At 61.0% G+C, this 23,863-nt stretch carries 27 protein-coding genes; 15 read left to right on the forward strand and 12 right to left on the reverse strand.

Annotated features, from left to right (window positions below; genetic code table 11):
• Positions 1-42 precede the first annotated feature (42 nt).
• From ACN9M3_RS07080 to ACN9M3_RS07090, 3 genes are read right to left on the reverse strand one after another with little or no spacing between them, the layout of a single operon-like run.
• Entirely contained in the window at positions 43-2,436 is a 2,394-nt protein-coding gene (locus tag ACN9M3_RS07080; RefSeq protein WP_426321447.1) for a TonB-dependent receptor, read from the reverse strand.
• A gap of 13 nt (positions 2,437-2,449) precedes the next feature.
• Positions 2,450-3,580, reverse strand: coding sequence for an SO2930 family diheme c-type cytochrome (locus ACN9M3_RS07085; RefSeq protein WP_426321449.1), 1,131 nt, complete (start codon positions 3,578-3,580; stop codon positions 2,450-2,452).
• Complete coding sequence (locus ACN9M3_RS07090) at positions 3,580-4,827, reverse strand: parallel beta-helix domain-containing protein (protein ID WP_426321451.1); 1,248 nt, start codon at positions 4,825-4,827, stop codon at positions 3,580-3,582. The genes ACN9M3_RS07085 and ACN9M3_RS07090 overlap by 1 nt, the downstream gene beginning before the upstream one ends.
• A 110-nt stretch (positions 4,828-4,937) precedes the next feature.
• Here ACN9M3_RS07090 and ACN9M3_RS07095 point away from each other — a divergent pair, with 110 nt between their 5' ends.
• A complete protein-coding gene (locus ACN9M3_RS07095) occupies positions 4,938-5,939 on the forward strand; it encodes a GlxA family transcriptional regulator (protein WP_426321453.1) in 1,002 nt (333 codons plus the stop codon).
• Here ACN9M3_RS07095 and ACN9M3_RS07100 read toward each other — a convergent pair.
• On the reverse strand, positions 5,915-6,664 hold the full coding sequence (locus ACN9M3_RS07100) for a substrate-binding periplasmic protein (RefSeq protein WP_426321455.1): 750 nt from the start codon (positions 6,662-6,664) through the stop codon (positions 5,915-5,917). The genes ACN9M3_RS07095 and ACN9M3_RS07100 overlap by 25 nt on opposite strands.
• Before the next feature lie 8 nt (positions 6,665-6,672).
• Positions 6,673-7,653: a porin gene (locus ACN9M3_RS07105; RefSeq protein WP_426321457.1), complete on the reverse strand. Its 981-nt coding sequence runs from the start codon at positions 7,651-7,653 to the stop codon at positions 6,673-6,675.
• Positions 7,654-7,767: 114 nt separating this feature from the next.
• Between ACN9M3_RS07105 and ACN9M3_RS07110 the strand changes: the two genes are divergently transcribed.
• Positions 7,768-8,550, forward strand: coding sequence for a substrate-binding periplasmic protein (locus ACN9M3_RS07110; RefSeq protein ID WP_426321459.1), 783 nt, complete (start codon positions 7,768-7,770; stop codon positions 8,548-8,550).
• Here the strand turns inward: ACN9M3_RS07110 and ACN9M3_RS07115 are convergent.
• From ACN9M3_RS07115 to ACN9M3_RS07125, 3 genes are read right to left on the reverse strand one after another with little or no spacing between them, the layout of a single operon-like run.
• Entirely contained in the window at positions 8,547-8,927 is a 381-nt protein-coding gene (locus tag ACN9M3_RS07115) for a DUF883 family protein (RefSeq protein ID WP_426169160.1), read from the reverse strand. The genes ACN9M3_RS07110 and ACN9M3_RS07115 overlap by 4 nt on opposite strands.
• Before the next feature lie 48 nt (positions 8,928-8,975).
• Positions 8,976-9,830, reverse strand: coding sequence for a 4-hydroxybenzoate octaprenyltransferase (gene ubiA, locus ACN9M3_RS07120; RefSeq protein WP_426323699.1), 855 nt, complete (start codon positions 9,828-9,830; stop codon positions 8,976-8,978).
• Positions 9,831-9,860: 30 nt separating this feature from the next.
• Entirely contained in the window at positions 9,861-10,799 is a 939-nt protein-coding gene (locus tag ACN9M3_RS07125; RefSeq protein WP_426321461.1) for a hydrogen peroxide-inducible genes activator, read from the reverse strand.
• Positions 10,800-10,896: 97 nt separating this feature from the next.
• On the opposite strand from ACN9M3_RS07125, the gene ACN9M3_RS07130 reads away from it, so the two are divergent.
• The 5 genes from ACN9M3_RS07130 to ACN9M3_RS07150 all read left to right on the forward strand — a co-directional run bounded on the left by ACN9M3_RS07130 (position 10,897) and on the right by ACN9M3_RS07150 (position 14,951).
• Positions 10,897-12,093 (forward strand): PilT/PilU family type 4a pilus ATPase, encoded by a 1,197-nt coding sequence (locus ACN9M3_RS07130; RefSeq protein ID WP_426169165.1) that lies wholly within the window; start codon positions 10,897-10,899, stop codon positions 12,091-12,093.
• Positions 12,090-12,572 carry an adenylyltransferase/cytidyltransferase family protein gene (locus tag ACN9M3_RS07135; protein ID WP_426169168.1) on the forward strand — a complete coding sequence of 161 codons (483 nt, stop codon included), beginning with the start codon at positions 12,090-12,092 and terminating at the stop codon, positions 12,570-12,572. Before ACN9M3_RS07130 ends, ACN9M3_RS07135 begins: the two co-directional genes overlap by 4 nt.
• Positions 12,573-12,581: 9 nt before the next feature.
• Positions 12,582-12,836, forward strand: coding sequence for a hypothetical protein (locus ACN9M3_RS07140; protein WP_426169170.1), 255 nt, complete (start codon positions 12,582-12,584; stop codon positions 12,834-12,836).
• Positions 12,837-12,988: 152 nt separating this feature from the next.
• Positions 12,989-13,453 carry a RidA family protein gene (locus tag ACN9M3_RS07145; RefSeq protein ID WP_426169173.1) on the forward strand — a complete coding sequence of 155 codons (465 nt, stop codon included), beginning with the start codon at positions 12,989-12,991 and terminating at the stop codon, positions 13,451-13,453.
• A gap of 718 nt (positions 13,454-14,171) precedes the next feature.
• Positions 14,172-14,951, forward strand: a complete 780-nt coding sequence (locus tag ACN9M3_RS07150) for a hypothetical protein (RefSeq protein WP_426321464.1) — start codon at positions 14,172-14,174, stop codon at positions 14,949-14,951.
• Positions 14,952-15,060: 109 nt separating this feature from the next.
• Here ACN9M3_RS07150 and ACN9M3_RS07155 read toward each other — a convergent pair whose 3' ends face one another.
• Positions 15,061-15,519 carry a DUF421 domain-containing protein gene (locus ACN9M3_RS07155; protein ID WP_426169186.1) on the reverse strand — a complete coding sequence of 153 codons (459 nt, stop codon included), beginning with the start codon at positions 15,517-15,519 and terminating at the stop codon, positions 15,061-15,063.
• Between the two features lie 134 nt (positions 15,520-15,653).
• Here ACN9M3_RS07155 and ACN9M3_RS07160 point away from each other — a divergent pair, with 134 nt between their 5' ends.
• Complete coding sequence (locus tag ACN9M3_RS07160; protein ID WP_426321466.1) at positions 15,654-16,391, forward strand: hypothetical protein; 738 nt, start codon at positions 15,654-15,656, stop codon at positions 16,389-16,391.
• A gap of 13 nt (positions 16,392-16,404) precedes the next feature.
• Here the strand turns inward: ACN9M3_RS07160 and trmL are convergent, their stop codons facing one another.
• Together trmL and ACN9M3_RS07170 are read right to left on the reverse strand one after the other, a co-directional pair.
• Positions 16,405-16,875 carry a tRNA (uridine(34)/cytosine(34)/5-carboxymethylaminomethyluridine(34)-2'-O)-methyltransferase TrmL gene (trmL, locus tag ACN9M3_RS07165; protein ID WP_426321467.1) on the reverse strand — a complete coding sequence of 157 codons (471 nt, stop codon included), beginning with the start codon at positions 16,873-16,875 and terminating at the stop codon, positions 16,405-16,407.
• Between the two features lie 16 nt (positions 16,876-16,891).
• Positions 16,892-17,629 (reverse strand): phosphoribosyltransferase family protein, encoded by a 738-nt coding sequence (locus ACN9M3_RS07170; protein WP_426321468.1) that lies wholly within the window; start codon positions 17,627-17,629, stop codon positions 16,892-16,894.
• A gap of 60 nt (positions 17,630-17,689) precedes the next feature.
• On the opposite strand from ACN9M3_RS07170, the gene ACN9M3_RS07175 reads away from it, so the two are divergent.
• The 7 genes from ACN9M3_RS07175 (at position 17,690) to ACN9M3_RS07205 (ending at position 23,576) form a co-directional block, all read left to right on the forward strand.
• A complete protein-coding gene (locus ACN9M3_RS07175; protein WP_426321470.1) occupies positions 17,690-18,613 on the forward strand; it encodes a methyltransferase domain-containing protein in 924 nt (307 codons plus the stop codon).
• A 335-nt stretch (positions 18,614-18,948) separates the two neighbouring features.
• Complete coding sequence (gene coxB / locus ACN9M3_RS07180) at positions 18,949-20,175, forward strand: cytochrome c oxidase subunit II (protein WP_426321472.1); 1,227 nt, start codon at positions 18,949-18,951, stop codon at positions 20,173-20,175.
• A 13-nt stretch (positions 20,176-20,188) separates the two neighbouring features.
• The gene (gene ctaD / locus ACN9M3_RS07185) at positions 20,189-21,787 is read left to right on the forward strand and encodes a cytochrome c oxidase subunit I (RefSeq protein WP_426169200.1); all 1,599 of its coding nucleotides are present in this window, start codon (positions 20,189-20,191) and stop codon (positions 21,785-21,787) included.
• Positions 21,788-21,831: 44 nt separating this feature from the next.
• Positions 21,832-21,948, forward strand: a complete 117-nt coding sequence (locus ACN9M3_RS07190; protein ID WP_229209989.1) for a cytochrome oxidase small assembly protein — start codon at positions 21,832-21,834, stop codon at positions 21,946-21,948.
• 1 nt (position 21,949) lies between these two features.
• Positions 21,950-22,489, forward strand: a complete 540-nt coding sequence (locus ACN9M3_RS07195; RefSeq protein ID WP_426321474.1) for a cytochrome c oxidase assembly protein — start codon at positions 21,950-21,952, stop codon at positions 22,487-22,489.
• Between the two features lie 9 nt (positions 22,490-22,498).
• Positions 22,499-22,684: a DUF2970 domain-containing protein gene (locus tag ACN9M3_RS07200; RefSeq protein WP_426321476.1), complete on the forward strand. Its 186-nt coding sequence runs from the start codon at positions 22,499-22,501 to the stop codon at positions 22,682-22,684.
• 28 nt (positions 22,685-22,712) lie between these two features.
• The gene (locus ACN9M3_RS07205) at positions 22,713-23,576 is read left to right on the forward strand and encodes a cytochrome c oxidase subunit 3 (protein WP_426169209.1); all 864 of its coding nucleotides are present in this window, start codon (positions 22,713-22,715) and stop codon (positions 23,574-23,576) included.
• Positions 23,577-23,662: 86 nt separating this feature from the next.
• On the opposite strand, the gene ACN9M3_RS07210 is transcribed toward ACN9M3_RS07205, so the two are convergent.
• A complete protein-coding gene (locus ACN9M3_RS07210) occupies positions 23,663-23,863 on the reverse strand; it encodes a DUF2909 domain-containing protein (protein ID WP_155455435.1) in 201 nt (66 codons plus the stop codon).

Below are 23,863 nucleotides of genomic sequence, written 5' to 3' on the forward strand. Positions count from 1 at the left end.
ACATAAAAGTATTGGCTAAGGGGTTGATTTTACTACAAGTGGCTACATGTTCACGCGCAGTTCGACGCCGACCTGGCGCGGCGAGTTGACCATGGCGTACGGCGTGCCAAGCAGGCCGGTGGTCATGTTGCCGATGCTGGTCACATAGCGCTTGTCGAACAGGTTGTTGGCAAACAGCGCCACTGCCCATTGATGGCTGGCGGCTTCGTAGCCGGCGCGCAGGTCGGTGCGCTGGGTGGCGCCGCCGACGCGGAAGCGAGGCGTGGTCAGGCAGGCGCCCTGCAGTGCATCGGCATTGCAGCGCGTGGCGCTGGTATAGGCATGCTGCAGCGTGAAATTCAGGTCCCCGCCCGCCACGCCGCGCACCCAGTAATCGGCGCCGAGCGCGGTGGTCCACTTCGGCGTGCCGACCGGCTGGCCATCGAGCCGGATGCCGTCGCTGGTGGTGAAGGTCTTGTAGGTCTGGTCGATGTAGGCGCTGCTCATGTTCAGGCGCAGGTCGCGCACCGGCTGCCAGCGCATGTCGAAGTCCAGGCCATGCGCTTCCTGGTCGCTGCTGGTGACCTGGTAGGTCGGGATGGCGGATCCGTTGTTCACCAGGGCCAGCGATTGCAGGTTGCTGAACTTGTACTTGTAGAGCGAGGCGTTCACCAGCAGCTTGTACTGGCGGTAGTAGTTTTTCACGCCGACTTCCGCGTTCCACACTTTTTCCGGTTCGTAGGTGGCGTTCACCTGCAGTGCATTGAACCCGCCGGCCTGGTAGCCCTTGGCGATGGAGCCGTACACCATCATGTCGTCGTTGAGCTTGTAGTCGAGCACTGCGCGCGGGCTGGTGTCGTTCCACCTGTTCTTCCTGGACAGCGGCGCCGTGGTCGCGCCGGCGCTGGTGAACTCGATGTTCTGCGTCATCGCGCCCAGCGCCATCATCAGCTGCTCCGGCGTGAGGGCGCCCATGCCGACCAGGGCATCGAAGAAGCCGAGGTTTTGCAGGCGGGTGATGCTGTCGTCCAGGCCGGCCGCCGTGCGCGGCGGGCTATACCAGCTGAAGCGCTTGTCGTCGCGCGTGTAGCGCACGCCGGTGGTCAGGTTCAGCTTCGGCGCCAGGTGCCAGATCACGTCGCCGTAGATCGCGGTCGCCTTGTAGCGGCCCTCGACGTGCATGTTCTCCTGCCAGGGGTTGCCCAGCAAGCCGGCCGGAATGTCGACAGCGGCCGCGGCGCCTTCCAGCAGGCTGAAAACGGGGAAGCTGGCCACGTTGCCGAAAATGGTGTCCAGGGTGTTGGTGTTGGTGTTGACCTGGCTGGTCTGGTGGGCTTTCTCGTGATAGAAGCTGAGGCCCGTGACCCAGTCCGCCATGCCGGTATTGCCCGACAGGCGGAATTCCTGCTGCCAGCTGCGGTTGCGTTCCGAGTTTTCGGTATCGACGTAGTGGGTGATCAGGTTGGTGCCGTCGTTGTCCTGCCGGTTGCGCGAGTCGAAGCGGCGATAGCCGGTGGTGGAATTGAAGGTGGCCCAGCCCAGCGGCACTTCGATGCGCAGCGTGCTGCCGCGGAAGTCGCGCGTTTCGCCGTTGTTCATGGCGTCGTTGTAAACCGGGGCCGTGCGCGGGTCGAGGTAGGTGGAAGGGTCGGACGGCACTACCGGAACGCCGGCCACCAGGCCGATGGCAGGGCGCGCCATGTGGTCGAGCTTTTCGGCCTCCACCGACAGCAGCACTTTCGCGCGTGCCGGCGCGTCCCAGCGCAGGGTCGCGCGCAAGCCGTTGTCGGTGCCGTGCTGTAGCGAGTCGCCTGTGGCCGCATCCTTCAGCCAGCCGTCGGTGCCGTGATGCACGGCGGTGATGCGCAGCGCCGTGGTGTCGCCGAGCGGCGTATTGGCCAGCAGCTCGACGTTGCGAGTGTGGAAGCGGCCGTAGCGCAGGCGCGCTTCCAGTTCGGTGTCGCGGCCCGGTTCGCGCGTCACGACCGAGATGGCGCCAGCCGCGCTGTTGCGGCCGAACAGGGTGCCTTGCGGCCCTTTCAGCACTTCGATGCGCTGCACGTCGTTGAAATTCATGATCGCCCCGCCGGTCTTGCCGGCATAGACGCCATCGATGTACATGCCGACCGGAGCGTCGGTGCCGATGCCGAAGTCGCCGGTGCCGATGCCGCGCAGCGACAGCGAGGGCTGGGTCGCCTGCTCGGCGTTGACCGACAGGCCGGGGATGTAGCCGTTCATTTCGGCCAGGCTGGGAGCGGCCAGCTTGTCGATCTGGTCGGCGCCAATGATCTGCAGCGCAATCGGCACGTCCTGCGCCTGCTGCGTGCGGTTCTGCGCGGTGACGACCACCACATGGGTTTCTTCCTTCGGCGCCGGATCGGCGGCCATGGCGGCGCCGCTGCAGGCGAGCAGGGCGGTGGAAATGCTGGACGACAGGACTTTCTTGCGCAGCTTCATGTGGTCTCCCCCGTTATTGTTGGTTGCAGCTTTCCTTCATCGATGCGATCCATTCGCGTATCAGTTCAACGCCTTCGCGGTGCGAAGTGGTGCGTCCCAGTTCGGGCATCATCACGCCGGTTTCAGTCGATTTCAGGCGGAAGACGAAAATCGAGTCGTCCGGTTTGCCGGGATTGATGCCGAAGGAGTTGCCGCCGGTGCCGGCGCCTGCGGCCACGGGCGGTTTGCACAGGCCCAGGTGCTGGTTGGCCGGCGCGCCAATCTCCAGGTGCAGGGCGGTAGTATTGGCGGTGCCCTTGTTGTTGTGGCAGTGGGCGCAGTTGATGTCGAGGTAGGCGCGCGCCCGGGCATCGATCGAAGCGCCCTTGTCGCGCCAGTCGACGTTGTGCGGCACGTCGGCGGCGTCCGGGACGCCTTGCAGGTAGCCTGCCTGCACCATCTTTTCCAGCTGGCCGTTCAGGTTGATGTGGCGCGCTTTCAGGCCAAGCGGTTCGAACTTCCTGCTCTTCAAGTCCGTTACATGGCAGGAGGCGCACTGGTTCACGTTCGGCACCACATAGGTGAACTTCTGGCGGCCCTGGGCCGATACCAGCTCCATCGGCACCTGGTCGCCGGTGCGCTTCAGTTCGGCCTCGGTCTGCGCCTCGTTCCAAACGTAAGGCAAGGCGATCCAGCCGCCTTCGCGCCGCACCAGCAGGCGCGTTTCCATAAGCCGCACCTTGCCCAGGTCGAGCGTGGTGTCGGTGCCGCTGTCGTCGCTCGCCAGCACGGCCTGGCTGCCGCCGTCGCGCGGATAATAGAAGGTCTTGCTGATGATGGTCCCGACCGGGAAGTCGAAGGCGGTATCGGCCTTGTAGGCAGCCGAAACGCCTTTCGGCATCCACACCGTGCGCAGCTTGTGGGCGTAGTCGCTGAAAAGAGGCGTGTTCAGCGTGTAGGGCAGCACGTCCTTATTCAGCGCCAGGCGGCCGTCGCCGGCGGCCATCAGGCGCCACTCGCTGAGTTTTTCAGGGCGGCCCTCGGCGATGAATTTCACGGGTTCGGCGGGCGGGGCAGGGCTGCGTGCGCAGGACGCGAGAACGAGCGCGCACGCCGCCATGCCGACCGCCCTCCACGGGCGGAAAGCAGGGACGGCAAGCTTCATCAGGATTGCGAACTGAGTTGAGGGATGGTAACCGGCGGCAGCTTGGCAAGCTGGCAGCGGTGCGGGGCCGAATCGGCTTTCGGGTTCTTGTACTTGTTGGGGCCATCGGCATTCAGCACTTCGACGTTGTCCTGCACGCAGATGCGGGCCTCGGCCGGCATGACGCCGTTCCTGGCCAGCGCATTGTCGGCGTAGCCGTCCCACAGCACGTCGGGCAGGTGGCCGGACAGGCCGTACATCGCCACCTTCAGCGCCTTCAGGTCCAGGCCGTCGGGCGCGTCGCCGCCGCCCTTGAAGTGGTTGCCGTAGACGTAGATCGCCTTTGGATACGGGTCGTAGTCCTTGGAGACGCCTTTCTCGGTGAAGTAGCCGGTCGAGTGGTAGCTGGAGATGATGACGTTGGCGGTCTGGTTGTTGACGATGTCGTTGTCGAAGATCTCCACCTTCGAATTCGAGTTGATCACCACCCCCGAACCGGCCGGCACGCTGGCCACGGCCGTGCCCTTGGCGGCAAAGTTGCCCAGGTTATTCTCGATGACCTTGTTCCTGAACACGCGCGTGCTGTGCCCCGGCTGCTGCAGGTTGGGCATGTTGAACACCAGGATGCCGCCGGTATTGGCGGTGGCGACGTTGTCGTAGACGTCGGCGTTGATGGTGTTTTCGATTTCAATGCCCGCCACATTGGCTTCGGCGCGCGAGTTGCGCACTACCACATTCTGCGACTGGCCGACGTAGATGCCGGCGTCCGATGCGGCAATGGCCACGCAGTGGTCGATCAGCACATTCTTTGTCTTGACCGGGTAGATGCCGTAAGCGCCGTTGCTCACCTTGGAGCCGCCGGTCCATTGCACCTTCACGCTGCGGATGGTGATGTGGTCGCCGTCGTTGATCTTCAGCCCATCGCCCTTGGAGTCCTCGATGGTCAGCCCTTCGATGGTGAAGTCGTTGCCGTAGACAAGCAGCCCTTCCGGTCCTGTTACTTGCGGCTTGAAAGACAAGACAGTCTTGTCCATCCCCGCGCCGCGGATGGTCACGCCGTCCGCGCGCAGTTGCAGCCCGCTGGTGAACCGGTATTTGCCGGCGGGGATCTCGATCACCGAGCCGGGCTTGGCGTCGAGCAGTTGTTCCTGGAGTTGCTTCTGGAACGCGATGTCGGCAGCCGAAGCAGGCGCCGGCAAGGAGGGCGTGGTCTTGTAGCAGGCGGATAGCAGGCCGCACAGCGCGAGTGCGCCGATGGCTTTGTACATACATGTCTCCCATTATTGTTGTAGGGATGCAGCAGCGAAGCCAGTATATCTGTCCATTATTGAAATGATATGTGCAAGATCGGCCAATTCTGCTGTTAGTATCGGCCAGGATGAGAGCGCCAGTTTCAATCGCCATTGTTGTGGGGGACGACTGCTGGGGAGGCCTTGCCCTGCTGGCGCGGGAAGCGTTTGCCATCGCCGGCACGCTGCATGCGCGCAACGCGGACCTGCGCGCAGCGGAGCTGTTCCGGGCGCGCCTGGTGGCCATCGACCGGGCCCCGGTGCGCTCCTTCACCGGCCCGTCATTGCAGCCGGAGGCAACGCTGGCCGACATGCCGGCGCCGCAAGCCGTCATCGTGCCGCCTTATTATTTGCCGCTGTCCGCGCGCCAGCCGATCGCCTCGCCGCTGCGCGATTGGCTGCTGCAAGCCCACGCCGCCGGCGCAGTGCTGGTGGGCATGGCGGGCGGCATGCGCATCCTGGCCGAGACTGGCCTGCTCGACGGCCGCGAAGTGACGGGCAACCTGTCGGACCAGCGCGTCTTTGCCCAGCACTACCCTGAAGTGCGCTTCAGCCCCGACGTGCCGCTGGTGATCGACGGCAGCATCATCAGCGCCGGTTCGGTCAACCCCTGCCTGGATGCCTGCAGCTACCTGGTCGGCCACTTCCACGGCGACGCGGTGGCGCACAAGCTCTCGCGCTATACCAATCCTCCCAGCCAGCCGAGCGCGGGGCACATCGCCCTGCGCAATGCAGGGCTGAAACAGCATGGCGACCAGCGCATCCGCCAGGCGCAGGAATACATCGAGCGCTGCTTCAAGCAGGACTTGACGGTGGAAGGGGCTGCGCAGCGCACGGCCATGAGCGTGCGCAATTTCTCGCGCCGCTTCCAGCATGCGGTGGGCATGCCGCCGCACATCTATATCGCGCGCTGCCGCGGCGAATATGCCAAGGAGCTGCTGGCCCGGCCGGGCCTGTCGATGCTGCAGGTTGCGCTGCAATCGGGGTTTCGCAGCGAGGCGATGATGCGCCGCAGTTTCTGCCAGCTATTCGGCGTCACGCCGGCCGCCTTCCGCGCCGGCGCCGCTCAGTCGCCTGCCAGGTATTTATAGTAGATGGCCTGGAAGCGGCCGGTATCCTTCAGCTGCTTCAGGCCTGCGTTGAAATCGTCGCGGATGGCGGCGTCGCGGAAGACAGGCCGGTAGTCCATCGGGTTGAGCTTGACGAAGGGATGCTCGACCACCGGCTTGGGCTTGAACGACTTGTTAAGCTTGAGCTGCAGGGTAAAGTACTTGAAGATGTTGCGGTCGCTGAGAACGACGTCGTAGCGTCCGCGATCGAGTGTCAGCACTTGCAAGGCCTGGTCGTTCTGCTCATAGTAATGGCCCGCCTTGCGTACAGCGTCCAGCCAGTCCGGATAGCGTTTGGATGCGCCGGCGAAGGAAATCACGGTCAGCCCCCGCAAGTCCTCCGGCTTTGTGATCGACAAGTGGCGTTCTTTCAGCGTGATGAAGACATTGTCGTAGATGACGGCGGGGTTGCCATAGTAGGCGCCCCAGCTCGTCATGTCTTCGCCCAGGTCGGTCATCGCTGCTTCCACTTCGCCAGCCTTGAAGGCGACCGGGATGCGGGCAAACGAGTAGTAGCGCGGCCTCAGGACGTGGCCGCGGTACGCCAGCGCTTCGCGCATCACTTCCAGTTCGATGCCGGAGTCCGTTTCGGGAAAGCAGAAGGGCGGGATCTTTTCGCCGAAAGCCATGGTGACCTCGGCCGCCAGCGCGGGGACGGCAACCAAGGCCAGGGCGGCGGCGCGTACGAGATGGATGGTCCAGGACACGGCATGCCTCAGAATTGATGGCGCATGCCGCAGGCAAGCAGGCGCCGCGCGCCACCGGGCAAGGATGCCTGGTATTGCACGGCATCGTCATTGCGCAGGTCGGAAGCGATGAGATAGGTATTGGTGCGCTTCGACAGCGCGTAGTAATAGCCCACGGCCAGCTGGCGTGCATCGGCATTGGCGTGGAAGCGGTCTGCCTTGTAGACGTAAGTGGCGGCGACCGAGGCAACGCCAAACGGCACGCTCACGCCCAGCAGGTAGTCGCGCGTATCGAGCTCGCTCTCGTTGCGGTTGCGCGCAGCCAGCAGCCAGGCGCGCAAGCGGCCGAAATCCATATTGCCGCCTGCGAGCACGCTGCGCACCTGCTTGCGGCCCTGGGCATCGTTGGTCTGATGGAAGGCCAGCACGGTATTCAGGGGCCCGGCCGTATATCCCGCGTCCATGCTGAGCTGCCGGTTGGCCGCCTGGCTGACACCGGATTCGCCAAAACCATAGGCCAGGTCGGCGTAGAATCCGCCCAGTGTCGGCGGCAGCGAGTACTTGACCGTATTGTCCATGCGCACGCCGGAATCCTGGAACAGGCGTGTCGCTTCGCCGGGACCTTTGGCGTCGAACGGATCGTTGGTGGCGATGGCGCCAAAATAGGGAGTGAACATGCGGCCCAGCCTGACCGTGCCCAGCGGGCTGGACAAGCCGACCCACACCTGGCTGCCAAACACGCGGCCGGCGAAAGATGGCTGGCCCGAATCGGCTTCAATCTGGGATTCGATGACAAAACTGGCCGCCAGGCCGCCGCCCAGTGCTTCAGTGCCCTTGAAACCCAGGCGCGAGGCGGTTTGCAGGCCGCTGTCAACCTTCATGGTGGTAACGCCTGAATCGCTGTCGCGCACCACGCCAAGATCGGCCACGCCATATACGGTGATGCCCTGCTGGGCAAAGGCTGTGACGCAGGTTGCCAATGCAGGCCATGCCAGTGCAAGCCGGTTCACGACTGCCTCGCGGAAAAAGCAGATAGTTACTTTGTACGCCTGGGCGCGCAACAATGCAATGCTGAGGCCGGGCACTGTTTTGCATTCGCTACAGGATTTGTCTATGCTGGCCCCATGTTGACCAAGACCCTACTGTGTGCAGCGCTCTGGCTGGGCGGCCCGCTGGCGGCGGCCCATGCTTGCGAAGCGGCGCGCGGCGGCAAGTTCAGCATCGGGGTCGAGAAACTGCAATACCTGCCGCTGCACACCGTGGACGCGAACAATCGCTACGGCGGCTATGCGCGCGAGGTGCTTGACGCCTTCGCCGCCCAGCATGGCTATACCTTCGAGTACGTTCCCTTGCCGATCAACCGGCTGTACAGCCGCTTCCTGTCCGAACGCACGCTCGACTTCAAGTATCCCGATCATCCGCAGTGGCGCGAGGACTTGCGAGCCGGCATACAGCTGAGTTACAGCAAGGTGGTGGTGTCAACCGAGGAGGGCGCCATGGTACTGCCGCAGCAGCGCGGCAAGCGCCTGGCGGACCTGCGGACACTGGGCACGGTGCTGGGGTTCACCCCATGGCCTTACAAGGCTGCCATCGACAGCCACGCATTGAAAGTGTCGACCGTCGGCAGCACCGACAGCCTGCTGCGGCTGGTCCTTGGCGGCCATCTCGACGCCGCGTACGTGAATGTCGATGTCGCCAACCATATGCTGGCCGGCGACCTGAAGGCGCCGGCCGGCCTGGTGTTCGACCCAGGCCTGCCGCATGCCCGCTCCGACTTTCGCTTGTCGACTTTACGCTGCAAGGAAGTGGTTGAGCAATTCAACCGCTTCCTGCAGCGGGAGCAGGGCATGTTGCAGCAGCTGCGTGCCAGCCACGGTATTGGCGAGGCCGGCAGCAACGGACGCTAGCGGCGCGCGATCAGCAGGCCGACAATCACGCCGATGGCGGCGCCAGTGGCAACCGACTTCCACGGATTGTCATGCACATAATGGTCGGTGGCCTGGGCTGCCATCTTGCCACGGGCAATCATGCTGTCTTCCAGCTTCAGCAGGTCGCGCTTGGCGGTACGCAGCGTGTCTTCGAACTTGGCCTTGACCATGCCAAGGTCTTCGGAATTGGCCGTAGCAGCATTGCGCAGCCAGGTTTCGGCATCCTGCACGGCCTGTTTCAAGTCGCCCATCAATTTTTCGCGGGCTTCCATGCTTTCGTTGTGGCTATGGCTCTTGCCGTTGGCAACGCCGCCGCCGTTGGGTTTTGCGGTAGTGGATTGTGGTGTCTGGTCCATGATCGCCTCGTCTCAGTGAACAGCACTCGAAGTAAATTCCAGTATAGGTCAGCGCAGCGCGTAGTCGAGCGCAATGCCTGCGAAGACTGCGGCGCCGAGGTAGTTATTGTGGCGGAAGGCGGCAAAGCAGGGCGCACGCTCGCGCCCGCGGATCAGGAAGTAGTGGTAAATCGCGCAGCCGGCTGCCACTGCAATACCCAGCAGGAAGGGCAGGCCCAGGCCGAACTGCCGGCCGACCACCAGCAGGATCGCCAGGTGCACGCCGTAACAGAGCATGATGGCGGCCACGTCGAAGCGGCCAAAGGTGATGGCGGAGGTCTTGATGCCGATCTTCAGGTCGTCGTCGCGGTCGACCATGGCGTATTCGGTGTCGTAGGCAACGGCCCAGAACACATTCCCCGCCAGCAGCAACCAGGCCACCGGCGGCACCGTGCTTTGCACGGCGGCGAAGGCCATCGGCATGCCGAAGCCGAAGGCGATGCCGAGGTAGGCTTGCGGAATGGCGAAGAAGCGCTTGAAGTAAGGGTAGGTGCCGGCAATGATCAGCGCCGCCACGCTCAGTTGCTTGACCAGCGCGTTGAGCGGCTGGATCAGGAGGAAGGCCAGCAGGGACAGGCTGGCGGCGATCAGCAGCGCCTCCTTGCCGCTGACGCGGCCGCTGGTGATCGGGCGTTCGGCGGTGCGCTTGACGTGCTTGTCGAAGTCCTGGTCGGCGTAGTCGTTGACGGCGCAACCCGCGGAACGCATCAGGAAAGTGCCCAGCGAGAAGATCAGCAGCAGCTTCCAGTCCGGCACGCCGCCGGAAGCCAGCCACAGCGCAGCCAGGGTTGGCCACAGCAGCAGCACGGTACCGATCGGCTTGTCCAGCCGGACCAGGCGGAAATAGAGTTCGAGTTTGCTCAGGGGAGGAGTAGTCGCATGCATCCCGGCATTTTACTCTTCGTGGCCGTTCAGCATGCTGACGCCGGGCAGCTGGCAGTCGGCCACTGCGGCGACGATGGCATCGATGGCAGCCTTGCGGGTGAAACTCTTGCGCCAGACAATCACCACACGCCGGTTCGGCTCCGGCTTGTCGAAATAGCGGAAAGACAACATGCCGTCACGGCCTTCCATGTCCGGCACCGAGGCGCGCGGCAGCACGGTCAGGCCGATGCCGCTGGCCACCATGTGGCGGATAGTTTCCAGCGACGAGCCTTCGAAGGTGCGCTGCATGCCGTTGCCTGGCGAGGAAAAACGCGCCATTTCGGGGCACACTTCCAGCACCTGGTCGCGGAAGCAGTGGCCGTTGCCCAGCAAAAGCATGGTTTCGGTCTTGAGGTGTTCGGCGGGAATGCTGCTGCGTGCGGCCCAGGGATGGTTTTTTGGCATCGCCACCACAAACGGCTCGTCGTACAGCGGCTGGACCGCCATGCCGTGTTCCGGCAACGGCAGCGCCATGATGGCTGCGTCCAGCTCGCCCTGGCGCAGCATTTCCAGCAGCTTGACGGTGAAGTTCTCCTGCAGGACCAGCGGCATCTGCGGCGTGGTTTCAATCATCCGCTTGACCAAAGGCGGAAGCAGGTAGGGGCCGATGGTGTAAATGACGCCCAGCCGCAACGGCCCGGCCAGCGGGTCCTTGTTCTGTTTTGCCAGTTCCTTGATGGCCGCCGTCTGCTCCAGCACCCGTTCGGCCTGGGCCACGATCTGGGCGCCCAGCGGGGTGACCGAGATTTCCGCCCCGCCGCGCTCGAACAGGACGACGCCGAGTTCGTCTTCCAGTTTCTTAATTGCGACAGAAAGAGTAGGTTGGGCGACGAAACATGCCTCGGCGGCATGGCCGAAGTGTTTCGCTCTGGCAACTGCTACGATATATTTGAGCTCGGTCAGTGTCATGAACCCATTTGAACACAGTTGAATGCCTTGTTGCAATGCCATGAATGGGGGAGGGCTCTGGCTATAATGACCAGCAAAACCATAGAACGAGGCGAATATGTCTTCCACACTTGGCCATGAAGAGGCCCAGTCGTATATCTTTAAACTGCTGACGGCCATGCACCAGGTCGGCGGCTCCGACCTGTTTATTTCGGCGGATTTCCCGCCCAGCATCAAGTCGCAGGGCTCGATGCGCGCCCTGAGCCAGCAGCGCCTGACCCCGGACGTGACCCGGGCCCTGGCTTACGCCATCATGAACGAGAAGCAGCGCCGCGAGTTCGAAACCGAGCTTGAGTGCAATTTCGCGATTTCGCTGCCCAATGTCTGCCGCTTCCGCGTGAATGTCTTTGTGCAGCAGCAGGCGGTGGGCATGGTATGCCGCACCATTGCTTCCGAAATCCCGAATTTCGAGAAGCTCGACCTGCCGGAAGTGCTGAAAGAAGTCGTGATGACCAAGCGCGGCCTGGTGCTGGTGGTGGGCGGTACCGGCTCCGGCAAATCGACTTCGCTGGCGGCCATGATCGATTACCGCAACCAGAATTCGGCCGGCCATATCATCACCGTGGAAGACCCGGTCGAGTATGTACACAAGAACAAGAACTGCCTGATCACCCACCGCGAAGTGGGCGTGGATACCCTGTCCTGGCATCATGCGCTGAAAAACACCCTGCGCCAGGCGCCGGACGTGATCCTGATCGGCGAGATCCGCGACACCGAAACCATGGAACACGCGATTGCCTTCGCCGAGACGGGCCACCTGTGCCTGGGCACGCTGCACGCGAACAATGCGAACCAGACCATGGACCGCATCATCAACTTCTTCCCGGAAGAGCGCCGCAACCAGCTGCTGATGGACCTGTCGTCCAACCTGCGCGCCATCGTCTCGCAGCGCCTGATCCGTACCGAAGACGGCAAGGGCCGCAAGGCTGCCATCGAGATCCTGCTGAACACGCCGACCATCTCCGAGATGATCTTCAAAGGCAACTTCCACTCGATCAAGGAGATCATGGCCAAGTCGCGCGAACTGGGCATGTGCACCTTCGACCAAGCCTTGTTCGAACTCTATAATAAGGGCTACATTGCCTATGAAGAGGCGCTGCGCAATGCCGACTCGACCAACGGCCTGCGCTTGCAGATCAAGCTGAATAGCAGCCGTCCACCACCAGACGCCGCTGCGCCAGCCGCGGCGGCGCCGAAGTCGTCGGGCGGCCTGAGCATGCAGCTGGATGAAGAAGAGGAAGAAGAAGGCGAATGATCGAGTTTGAAAAGAAGATGTGCTCGCGCGAGGAACTGGCCGCGCGGGTGGCTGCGCTGCCGAAACCGGTGGTGATGACCAATGGCGTGTTCGATATCCTGCACCGTGGCCACGTCACCTACCTGGCGCAGGCGCGTTCGCTGGGCGCCTCGCTGGTGGTGGCGGCCAATACCGACGCTTCCGTCAAGCGCCTGGGCAAGGGCGATGACAGGCCCTTGAACAATTGCGAGGACCGGATGGCGCTGCTGGCGGCGCTGGAATCGGTGAGCCTGGTCGTGCCATTCGACGAAGATACCGCGCTGGAAGCGGTGCTGCAGGCCAGGCCCGAGATCTACGCCAAGGGCGGCGATTACGATATGACCGCGATCCCGGAAGGGCAGGCGGTGCTGGCATACGGCGGCAAGGCGGTGGCCATCGATTTCGAGCACGACCGCTCGACCACCAAGCTGCTGGCCAAGGTGCGCATGTTTGGACAATAGGAGGCCGTCATGGCTTTTGGTGTGCTGCTGACCGACGAAGGCGTGGCCGAACTGGGCGCTACGCTGAAGGATTACCTGACTGACGGACCGTCCGGCAAGTTCTTGCCCTGCAAGGAGGCCAGTCCCGACCGCAGTTTCTTCCACCTCATCTCCGAGACGCGCAATGCCGAAGGGGCGATGGTGGAGGTCGAGCTGTACATCCCCAACCGCTACATCAAGCTGGTGATGTCGGGGCTGGAGCGCAAGCACATCGGCTTCCTCTGATAGTTGTAGTCGTTCAGACTTGACATGACGTGAATGTCCAGTGTGTTGGAGTTCGTTTGAGCCGATCGGCTGCCAACCCCGGACGCTCAGGCGCCCGCCGATTAACGCAAGCTTGTTGACCCTATGAAGATAAATTGACTATGGCTAGCAAAATGAGTGCAGAACAACGATTCAAAGACCTGGATCTCGAGCTTCCTCACGTCAGCGCGCCAGCGGGTAATTACGCAACTGCAGTTCAGTCTGGAAATTTCTTGTTCATTTCTGGCAAAGCTCCACTACCGGTCAACGGTCGCCCCGCGAAAGGACGACTCGGGCAAGAGTATTCAACCGCTGAAGGATATGCCCTTGCTCGCTCTGCGTGCATGGACCTTATAGCCGCCATAAGGGAAAAGCTAGGTTCCCTAGACCGAGTCGTCCAGGTGGTTGAACTTCATGGCTCCATCAATGCTGTTCCTGAGTTCGAGGATCACGCAAAGGTCTTGGACGGTGCCTCAGACCTTCTCGCAGAAATTTTTGGTCCAGCCGGGGTCCATGCTCGTTCAGTCATAGGTGTGAGCTCACTTCGCAATGGGGTCCCCCTAACAGTTAAGGCAACCGTGGAAGTTAAGTCTGAATAGATGACGTCTCGTCAGCGAGCGATGAGGCGGCCGAGATCGGCCAGCAGCGGCCCTTGATGACCGAAAGCATTTATAACCTCAAGTGAAACTGCCCACGATGGCTCGAAATATTTCGTTCATGTTTTGCCTTGCGTGTTTCGCGGCGAATAGCTTAGCGAACGGATCGAAAAGCATCGAGAAGCCAAAACACCCAGATACGAAACAGGAGTGCGTCGCAAAAGGTGGAAAATGGATCCTCTATCCCATGGGGCAGTTCTACTTTTGTGCCGTCAAAACGACCGATGAAGGAAAGGCATGCTCTGATGATAGCGAATGCGAAGGGGATTGCATTCCAGCGGCGCGAAAGGATAAGTCACCGGGCATCTGCTCACCGACTTTACCTATGCCAGGAGGGTGTCCGAAGCATATGATTAACGGTAAGATAGTCTCCGAGCCGTGCATTTGAGGCTGCCTTGAATTTTATGAGGCTTGCCTGGAGACCGTATCCGGCCAATTGCAGACGGTGGAGCTGTTTCGGCGGGGACTCTATAGGTGACCCAATGATTTTTAAGCAGTATGACGCAGTACGAGTTATAAAAATCAACGTTCCGTCGGTTCAAATCGACGACGCGTTCAATTTGCGCGCCCCGAGGGTTGGCGACGTCGCGTACATCGTAGAGGCTTACTCGAACCCTAAGGGATACGAACTTGAATGCAGCGACTCTGACGGCATTACGCAGTGGTTAAGGGCGTTCGGACCGGACAAAATCGAGTTGGAGTTGGTGACGTAGCGCTACGAGCACGGCCACAAGCCGCCTCTTTTTTAAACGGACAAATAGTCTACGCCGATAAAATGAGAATATTTTGCCCAGAATCGTGGCCGCAAATCGCAGGAATTGACTATTCTGCTGAGATCAGTCTGAATCAGATTTTGCCTAAAGCAGGTCAACAGGCGCACGCATTCTTCTTCTCAGAGGATTTGCCTGTCGGTGAGGTCACACATCTTCTTTGGCAACCGCCATATACGGCTATAAACGGTTGGAGCGAGGCGCCGTCGGAGATTGCAAAGAGCTTTGTTTTGACCATACGAGCCGGCCCCCCGTTAAAGCTCCATGCCCATCAATATCGATACGAATTTGACGTAATCGCTTGTGAGCCACTGCTTTCGAAGCTAAGAGCTACTCCTGGAAATTGGACGCTGGAGGAATGCTTAGACACGACAAAAATCCCACCGAAGGCTTCTTTGATCTGGGAAGAAGTTTCCTGGTGCGGCGTCGCAAGTGTCGATGGCATCAAATACGTCTGCGCGAACACGTCCACAGAAGCTCATATGGAGCTATTAATGGAAGAAATCGATGGTGAGATTCATGGCCTCTTTTCCATCCATTACGATCCCGGTGGCGAGTATTGTTACCTCGGTTGGCGTAAGCTTTCAATGAATGAAAGCAGCGCTGTTAAAGGGGCCATGAGACAAGCTGTCCAACTCAATGACTCGTGCACGGATTACCTCCGTGCTTAGGTAAATCGATCACCAGCGGCGGATTGGATATTAAGTGCGAAGGTCCGCAACGGGGCGGAAGCTGCCAGCCGCCTGGCGCGTTTAGTCATCAAGTTTGAGCTGCGACAGATTAGTGCTGCAGGATAGTGATCTTGCCGTCTGCCTCAAGGAAGGCATATTTCATTTTTTCGCGCGGGCAGTCGGCCTCGCGCAGCGACTGCTCCAGGTCGCTTTCTGCCACGTGGTTGCGGCGTAGCGCTTCCTTGAAGATTTTGCCGTCACGTCCCAGGAGCACGGCGGTGCCCTCCACCAAGTCGGCAGCCTTCCTGTTGCGGGCGGTGATGAAGGCGATTACCACGTTCAGCGCCACCAGGGTGACGACCACGATCAAGCCGCCGGCAACTGAATCGTCGCCGCCCGTCAGCCCGGGCGATACCGATTCACTGAGCAGCATCACCACCAGCAGGTCGAATGGCGTGAACTGGCCGATGGTGCGCTTGCCGCTCAGGCGCATCATCACCAACAACGCGCCGTAAATCGCAACGCCGCGCATGACGTATTCCCACCAGGGCAATTCGAGATCGAACATTGCGGCCTCCTTCCTGGCCGGTTATACGACGAATCGCCTGAGCCCGGCCACACGCTTCGATCCGGCAACGGCCAGTTGACGGGCTCAAGTCAATATCCCAGAATGTTCGATCTTGATTTACGGAAACATGTTTGATGAAGAATGCGATTGCCGTATTGAGCCTGTGCAGCAGCCTGTTGCCAGTGCTGGCGCGGGCGGACGAAGTGGAATACATCACCGGCAAGCTGGTGGCAGAGGCACCGCTGAAGTGCCTTGATGAGGCGCTCACCATTTCGAACAATCATTTTCGCAGCATCCTGCCCGACCTGATGCTGGATGGCGCGCGCGACCTGGCGAAAATGGGGCCGGAATGGGGGCCGGGCAATGAAAACTATCGCCAGGCTCGCGACCTGCTGGAAATAGCTTTCCAGGATGATGAGATGAGCAATGGGCCGTTGCTTGACGCCGGTTTGCCCCCTTTGCTGCATACCATGGTGAGTGGCTGGGCGCCGGCCCAGCGCACGGAATTCCAGTCCTTTTTGAAGCAGAAGGGCGGCCGCCTTTACTGGGATACGATGATGGACGGCGCAATGTGCGAGGCCTTGATCGAGTTGAGTTCGAAGCCTCCGCATCCACTGCCGCCAGGCGCGGATAAGAATCGCCTGTATGCGCTTGCAACAGGGATTGGCATCCGCAAGATGACAATGGAGCTGGAGTTCAACCTGCTGCCAAAGGACCAAGCCGCCCAAGTGGAGAAGGCGGGGGCGGAGTTGAGCAAATCCGTGCAGCAGGCATTCGGCACTGTGTCCCAGGCCTACGCTGCGCGCGCGCAACAAGTTTTCCGTGCCGTGGAGCCGGATCTGAAGAAAATCCTGGCGGCCTACAAGCCGTAGAGTTGGCGATTACTCAGGCGCCGCCGGCGTAGCCATGCTGGCGCCAGGCTTCAAATACCACCACCGCCACGGTGTTGGAGAGATTGAGGCTGCGGTTACCGGGCATCATCGGCAGGCGAATGCGCTGTTCGGTCGGGAAGGATTCGCGGAACTCGGGTACCAGGCCGCGGGTTTCGCTGCCGAACACGAACACATCTCCGGGCTGGAAGGCCAGTTCGGCGAACGGGCGCGAGCCGTGGGTGGTCATGGCGAACATGCGGCTCGTATTCGGCTGGATATCCGCCAGAAAGGCGGCCCAGTCCTTGTGCACTTTCATCTGCGCGTACTCGTGGTAATCGAGGCCGGCGCGGCGCATCTTGGCGTCGTCCAGCGGGAAGCCGAGAGGCTCGATCAGGTGCAACTGAGCGCCGGTGTTGGCGCACAGGCGGATCACGTTGCCCGTGTTGGGCGGGATTTCCGGGTTGACCAGCACTACATGAAACAAATCGTTCTCCTAATTCCTAATGAGTCTGCGGCGGCGTGCGGGCGAACACATAGTTCGTCACGCGCGCGGCGCCGTGGCGCTTTAGCGTTGCGGCAAGTTCCTGCAGCGTTTCGCCGCTGCTCATGACATCGTCCACCAGGCCGATATGCCGGCCTTCGACCAGCGCCCGCTCGGGAATCGCAAAGGCATGTGCGATATTGGCATGGCGCGCGCCGTGGGGCGTGCTGCTCTGGGCCAGCGTGTCGCGCACGCGTACTGCGAGTCTGGCATGGACGGCGATGCCAAGGGCCTTGCCTAGCGGGCGGGCGATTTCCAACGCCTGGTTGAAACCGCGCTCCGACAGGCGCTGCAGGCCAAGCGGCACGGGGCACAGCAGGGCAGGGTGCGGGTAAAGCCTGGCGTCGGCGCGCTGCACCGCGTCTGCCAGCAGGCCGGCAAACAGGCGCGCCAGCGCGAGCTGGCGGGCGAATTTTAACTGAAGCACGAGGCGGTCCACAGGAAGGGCGTAGTCGGCAGCGGCCACCGTGGCGTCGAAGGTGGGACGCTGGGCCTGGCAGCGGCCGCAGGGCATTGGCTCCAGGTCCTCGGGCGCTGGCGGCAGTGGATTGGCGCAGATCGGGCAGCGGGGAGCCGTGGCGGCGAAGAACTGCTGGCGGCAGCCGGGGCAGAGCAAAGCTGGTCCGCAGGCGCCGCACAGCACGCAATTACAGGGCAACAGGGCGGCCAGCAGGCCGTTGGCAAATGCACTGCCCATCGCAAATCTCCGCGAACGAGTAAACTGCCCGGATTATCCCATTAAAGAACCGTATTAAATATGCAAGCCCCAGCAAAACCGCCGAAATTGAGCGCTCCTATTGACCTGGATCGAGTCCGCGCCCTGTTTGCCGACCCGGCCCGCGTGGCGGAAGCCGATTTCCTGCGGCGCGAGATCGCCAACCGCATGCACGAGCGCCTGCAACTGGTCAAAATCAACCCGCTACGCGTGATCGATGCGGGTTGCGGCACCGGCCCGGATTTGCCGGCCTTGCAAAAAAGCTATCCCGCCGCCCAGATCCTGGGCGTCGACACGGCGCCCGCCATGATTGCTGCCGCGCGCGGCCAGGCCGGCAAAACCGGCCTGAGCCAGCTGATTGGCAAATTGCTACCAGCAAAATCGGGCATTGACTACCTGTGCGCCGATATGGCCGACCTGCCGCTGGCGCGGAACAACGCGGACCTGGTGTGGTCTAACCTTGCGCTGCACTGGCATCCGCAGCCGGACCGCGTGTTTGCGGAGTGGCATCGCGTGCTGAAGGTAGGCGGCCTGCTGATGTTCTCCTGCTTCGGCCCGGATACGCTGCAGGAACTGCGGACCGCCTTCGCCGAAGTCGACCTGGCGCCGCATACGCTGCCCTTCGTCGACATGCACGATTTCGGCGACCAGCTGGTGGAAGCAGGCTTTGCCGAGCCGGTCATGGATATGGAAAAGATCACGGTGACCTACGACAGCGCCGACAAGCTGCTGGCCGATGCCCGCGCGCTGGGCGGCAATCCGCTGCAGACGCGGCGCAAGGGGCTGCTCGGAAAACTGGCATACCAGCGCATGCTGCAAGGCCTGGAAAAGCAGCGCCGTGCGGACGGCAAGCTGGCGCTGACCTTTGAAGTGATCTACGGCCATGCCTTCCGCCCGGCCCCAAAGGTCACCAGCAGCGGCGAAGCGATCATCCGTTTTGACTTGCCAAGGAAGCCTAAAAAATAGGCAGGGAAGGCCGGGGTTACTTGCGTATACCACAGTGAAGGGTGTGCTGCCCTTGATGTAGGACATGTTCACTGAGTATAATCTTTAGCTAATTTTGCCAAGACTTCGCCCAGCCGAACGCAACAAGGCGGTCCAGGCCAGGCAAATATGGCAGCAAAGCTATCGATGATGTGTGGTCATCGGGAGTGTTTTTCAAGGTTCCAGCACAGTCCGGTCGCGAATTATTTTGCGCTGGCTTGGCTCGGAGCCTTTAGGTGTTTAGCGTGCGGCGGGTCCGCGGTTAGGCGGGCCTGGCGCACAAAAATCTTCTTTATTTTTGGGTGGTTGGGGAAAACATGAAACTTGCGAAGCGACTTCAATCGTTGATGCTCGGCTTGGCCGTTACCGCCGCAGCAATGCCGGCGTGGGCAGAGCCTGCGGCGACAGCGGCCGGCGACTACACGGCAAAGACCGGTGGCACCGGCGGTCCGATGGTCCATCAGTTGAACCTGCAGGCTCCTGCAACAAAGATCGCTGAAAACATCTACGACCTGCACACCATGATGATGGTCATCATTATGGTCATCTTCGTCGCCGTGTTCGGCGTGATGTTCTACTCGATCTTCAAGCACCGCAAGTCGGTCGGCCACAAAGCCGCCACCTTCCACGAATCCACCGCCGTTGAAATCGCCTGGACCGTCGTTCCTTTCCTGATCGTTATCGGCATGGCACTGCCAGCAACCAAGACCGTGGTTGCCATGAAAGACACCTCCAACGCCGACATCACCATCAAAGCCACCGGCATGCAGTGGAAATGGGGCTATGACTACCTGAAGGGCGAAGGCGAAGGCATCTCCTTCATCTCCAACCTGTCGACCCCGCGCGCACAAGTGGGCAACCCTGGCGAAGAATTCACCGGCAAGCGCAACGAAAACTACCTGATGGAAGTGGACAACGAGGTCGTGGTCCCGGTCGGCAAGAAGGTCCGCATCGTCACCACCGCCAACGACGTGATCCACGCCTGGATGATCCCGGCATTCGGCGTCAAGCAGGATGCGATTCCTGGCTTCGTGCGCGACACCTGGTTCAAGGCTGAATACACCGGCACCTTCCGCGGCAACTGCGCCGAGCTGTGCGGTAAAGAGCACGCCTTCATGCCGATCGTGGTCAAGGTCGTGACCGCCGAAGAGTACACCGCCTGGGTCAACGGCAAGAAGAAGGAAATGGCTGCCCTGGCAGACGATCCGAACAAGACCTGGACCATCGACGAACTGAAGACCAAGGGCGAAAAAGTCTACACCGCTAATTGCGCAGTCTGCCACCAGGCAAACGGCAAGGGCGTGCCGGGCGCCTTCGCGCCGCTGGACGGCTCCGAAGTGGTGAACGGCCCGAAAGCCGAACAGATCAATGTGCTGCTGCACGGTAAGAAATCGGGCAAGTACCCATCCGAAATGCCGGCATGGAAGCAACTGTCGGATACCGATATCGCGGCTGTCATCACCTACACCCGCAACAACTGGTCGAATAAGCCAGCGGAAAACATCGTTCAGCCAGCCGAAGTTGTGGCTGCTCGCGCCAAGTAATTAGGAGCATTACATGAGCACTATCGATCACGCACACGATCACGCCCACGGCGACCACGATCACGCACACGATCACCCACACGGCCTGAGCCGTTGGCTGTTCGCGACCAACCACAAGGACATCGGTACCCTGTACATGTGGTTCTCGTTCATCATGCTGCTGTCCGGCGGCGTGCTGGCGCTGATGATCCGTACCGAACTGTTCAAGCCTGGCCTGCAGTTCTTCCAGCCTGAATTCTTCAACCAGCTGACCACCATGCACGGCCTGGTGATGGTGTTCGGCGCCATCATGCCGGCCTTCGTCGGCTTCGCCAACTGGATGATCCCGCTGCAGATCGGCGCATCCGACATGGCGTTCGCCCGCATGAACAACTTCTCGTTCTGGCTGCTGCCTCCAGCGGCGATCCTGCTGGCCGGCTCGTTCTTCGTGCCTGGCGGCGCGACCGCTGCCGGCTGGACCCTGTACGCTCCGCTGTCGACCCAGATGGGCATCGGCATGGACATGGGTATCTTCGCCATGCACATCATGGGCGCGTCGTCGATTATGGGTTCCATCAACATCATCGTCACCATCCTGAACATGCGCGCTCCCGGCATGACCCTGATGAAGATGCCGATGTTCTGCTGGACCTGGCTGATCACCGCCTACCTGCTGATCGCCGTGATGCCGGTCCTGGCAGGCGCCATCACCATGACCCTGACCGACCGTCACTTCGGCACCTCCTTCTTCAACGCCGCCGGCGGCGGTGACCCGGTCATGTACCAGCACATCTTCTGGTTCTTCGGTCACCCAGAGGTGTACATCATGATCCTGCCGGCCTTCGGCATCGTGTCGCAGATCATCCCGGCCTTCGCCCGCAAGCAGCTGTTCGGCTACGCTTCGATGGTGTACGCCACCGCGTCCATCGCGATCCTGTCGTTCATCGTCTGGGCCCACCACATGTTCACCACCGGCATGCCGGTGACCTCGCAGCTGTTCTTCATGTACGCCACCATGCTGATCTCCGTGCCTACCGGCGTGAAGGTCTTCAACTGGATCGCGACCATGTGGAAAGGCTCGATGACCTTTGAAACCCCGATGTTGTTCTCGGTCGGCTTCATTTTCGTGTTCACCATGGGCGGCTTCACCGGCCTGATGCTGGCAGTGACCCCGGTCGACATCCAGCTACAGGATACCTACTACGTGGTGGCGCACTTCCACTACGTGCTGGTGGCAGGTTCCCTGTTCGCGCTGTTCGCAGGCTTCTACTACTGGGTACCGAAGTGGACCGGCCACATGTACAACGAGACGATGGGCAAGGCCCACTTCTGGCTGTCGCTGATCACCTTCAACGTGACCTTCTTCCCGATGCACTTCCTGGGCCTGGCCGGCATGCCGCGCCGCTACGCCGACTACCAGGCGCAGTTCACCGACTTCAACTCGATCGCTTCGATCGGTGCTTTCGGTTTCGGCCTGAGCCAGGTGTTCTTCCTGTTCTTCGTGGTGCTGCCGACCATCCGTGGCGGCAAGCAGGCGGAAGCCAAGCCATGGGATGGCGCTGAAGGCCTGGAGTGGACCGTGCCGTCGCCGGCACCGTTCCACACCTTCGAAGTACCGCCGACTGTCAAGTAATAGCTTTTCGGGGACGGGCCAGCCCGTCCCCTATAGGAAGTACCATGTCTGACCCGAAGAAGCCGAATAGCAACCTGCGCCTGGCCCTGATTCTGTTGTCGGTCGCTGTAGTGTTCTTTGTTTCCGTCATCGGCAAGCAATGGATGCTGGGGCACCACTGAAATGAGCGGCGGCGAGAACAAGAAGCTGCTCGGCAAGTTGCTGGTCATTGCCGTCATGATGTTCGGCTTTGGCTATGCGCTGATCCCGGTGTACAAGCACCTGTGCGAGGTGCTGGGACTGAACCTGATCGATGGCAAGCCGCAGGAAGTTGCCAGGAACAGCCAGGTCGACATGAGCCGTGAAATCACGGTGGAGCTGGTCAGCAATGTGCAGGGCACCTTGCGTTTCCGCGCCACCCAGAACAGCGTGACCGTGCACCCTGGCGAAATGACGACGGTGGTGTACGAGGTAGTCAACAGCGTGGACCGCACGGTGAAGGCGCAAGCCGTCCCGAGCTACACGCCGATGGAAGTGACGCCGCACTTCAAGAAGGTGGAATGCTTCTGCTTCAAGGAGCAGACGCTGAAATCGAAGGAGGCGCGGCAGATGCCAGTGGTGTTCTTCATCGATCCGGCGGTGCCGAAGAGCGTGAAGACCGTCACCCTGTCGTACACCTTTATCGAGGCGGGCGGCCTGGGCAACCAGACCGCAGCCAATTAAGGAAGGCAGATGGGATCGTTTTTGTATTCGATGAAAGCAGTGATCTGGTCGTTCTTCGGCCTGCGCCGCAAAAGCGATTTTGAGCAGGACCAGGAGAAGATCAAGCCGGTCCACGTCATCGTCGCCGGATTGCTGGGCGCGGCCCTGTTCATCGGCTTGCTGGTTTCGATCGTAAAACTCGTGGTTTCAAAGTAAATTATTGCAGGATTTTAGGGAGAACAAGATGAGCTCTAATAACGCCGCGGCACCGTACTACTTCGTGCCTGGTCCTTCCAAGTGGCCGATGCTGGCAGGTATTTCCCTGCTGGTGACCATGATTGGCGCATCCGCATGGGTCAACGACGCACCATGGGGCATGATCGTCAATAACATCGGCATCGTCATGACCCTGGCCGTGCTGTACTTCTGGTTCGGCGACGCCATCTCCGAGTCCGAGAAGGGCCTGTACTCCAAGCGCATCGACGTGTCCTACCGCTGGTCGATGGGCTGGTTCATCTTCTCCGAAGTGATGTTCTTCGGCGCCTTCTTCGGCGCGCTGTACTACGCACGCCAGATCACCATGCCTTGGCTGGCCGACCTGGACCACAAGCTGATCTGGCCTGACTTCTCGGCCAACTGGAATGGCGGCGTGGGTCCTGCCGGTACCGTGGACAACTACACCCCGATGGGCCCGTTCCCGATCCCGACCATCAACACCGCGCTGCTGCTGGCTTCGGGCATGACCCTGACCATCTCGCACCACGCGCTGCAGGCTGCCAACCGCTCCAAGGCGATCTTCTGGCTGGCTGCCACCGTGCTGCTGGGCGCAACCTTCATGGGCTTCCAGGCTTATGAATACATGCACGCTTACAGCGAACTGAACCTGAAACTGACCTCGGGCATCTACGGCTCGACCTTCTTCATGCTGACCGGCTTCCACGGCTTCCACGTGACCATGGGCGCGATCATGCTGTCCGTCGTGCTGTACCGCCTGATCCGCGGCGACATGAGCGCTGAACACCACTTCGCCTTTGAAGGCGCGGCCTGGTACTGGCACTTTGTTGACGTTGTCTGGCTGGGCCTGTACGTCGTCGTGTACTGGATGTAAGACGCGGTTATAATCTAACCGCAAAAAAGCCGCATCGGCCAGAATGCGCCTCAGGGCGCGCTCTGTGCAGATGCGGCTTTTTGCATTTAGCGGATGCCGGTCGGTTTAATATAGCCGAGCTTTGCCAGCACCAGGATGGTGATGAACAACGCGATCGAGAAACCGACGCGCAGCGCAAAAGCGCGCACCATTTTCGGGTTGGCCGATTTGCTGCGCATCATGCTGATGAAGGCTGAAGCCAGGCTGCCAATGATCAGCACGAAGGCGACGGCGACAAAGTATTTCAT

The sequence above is a fragment of the Pseudoduganella sp. R-43 genome (assembly GCF_049913255.1).
GTDB lineage: Bacteria > Pseudomonadota > Gammaproteobacteria > Burkholderiales > Burkholderiaceae_D > Rugamonas.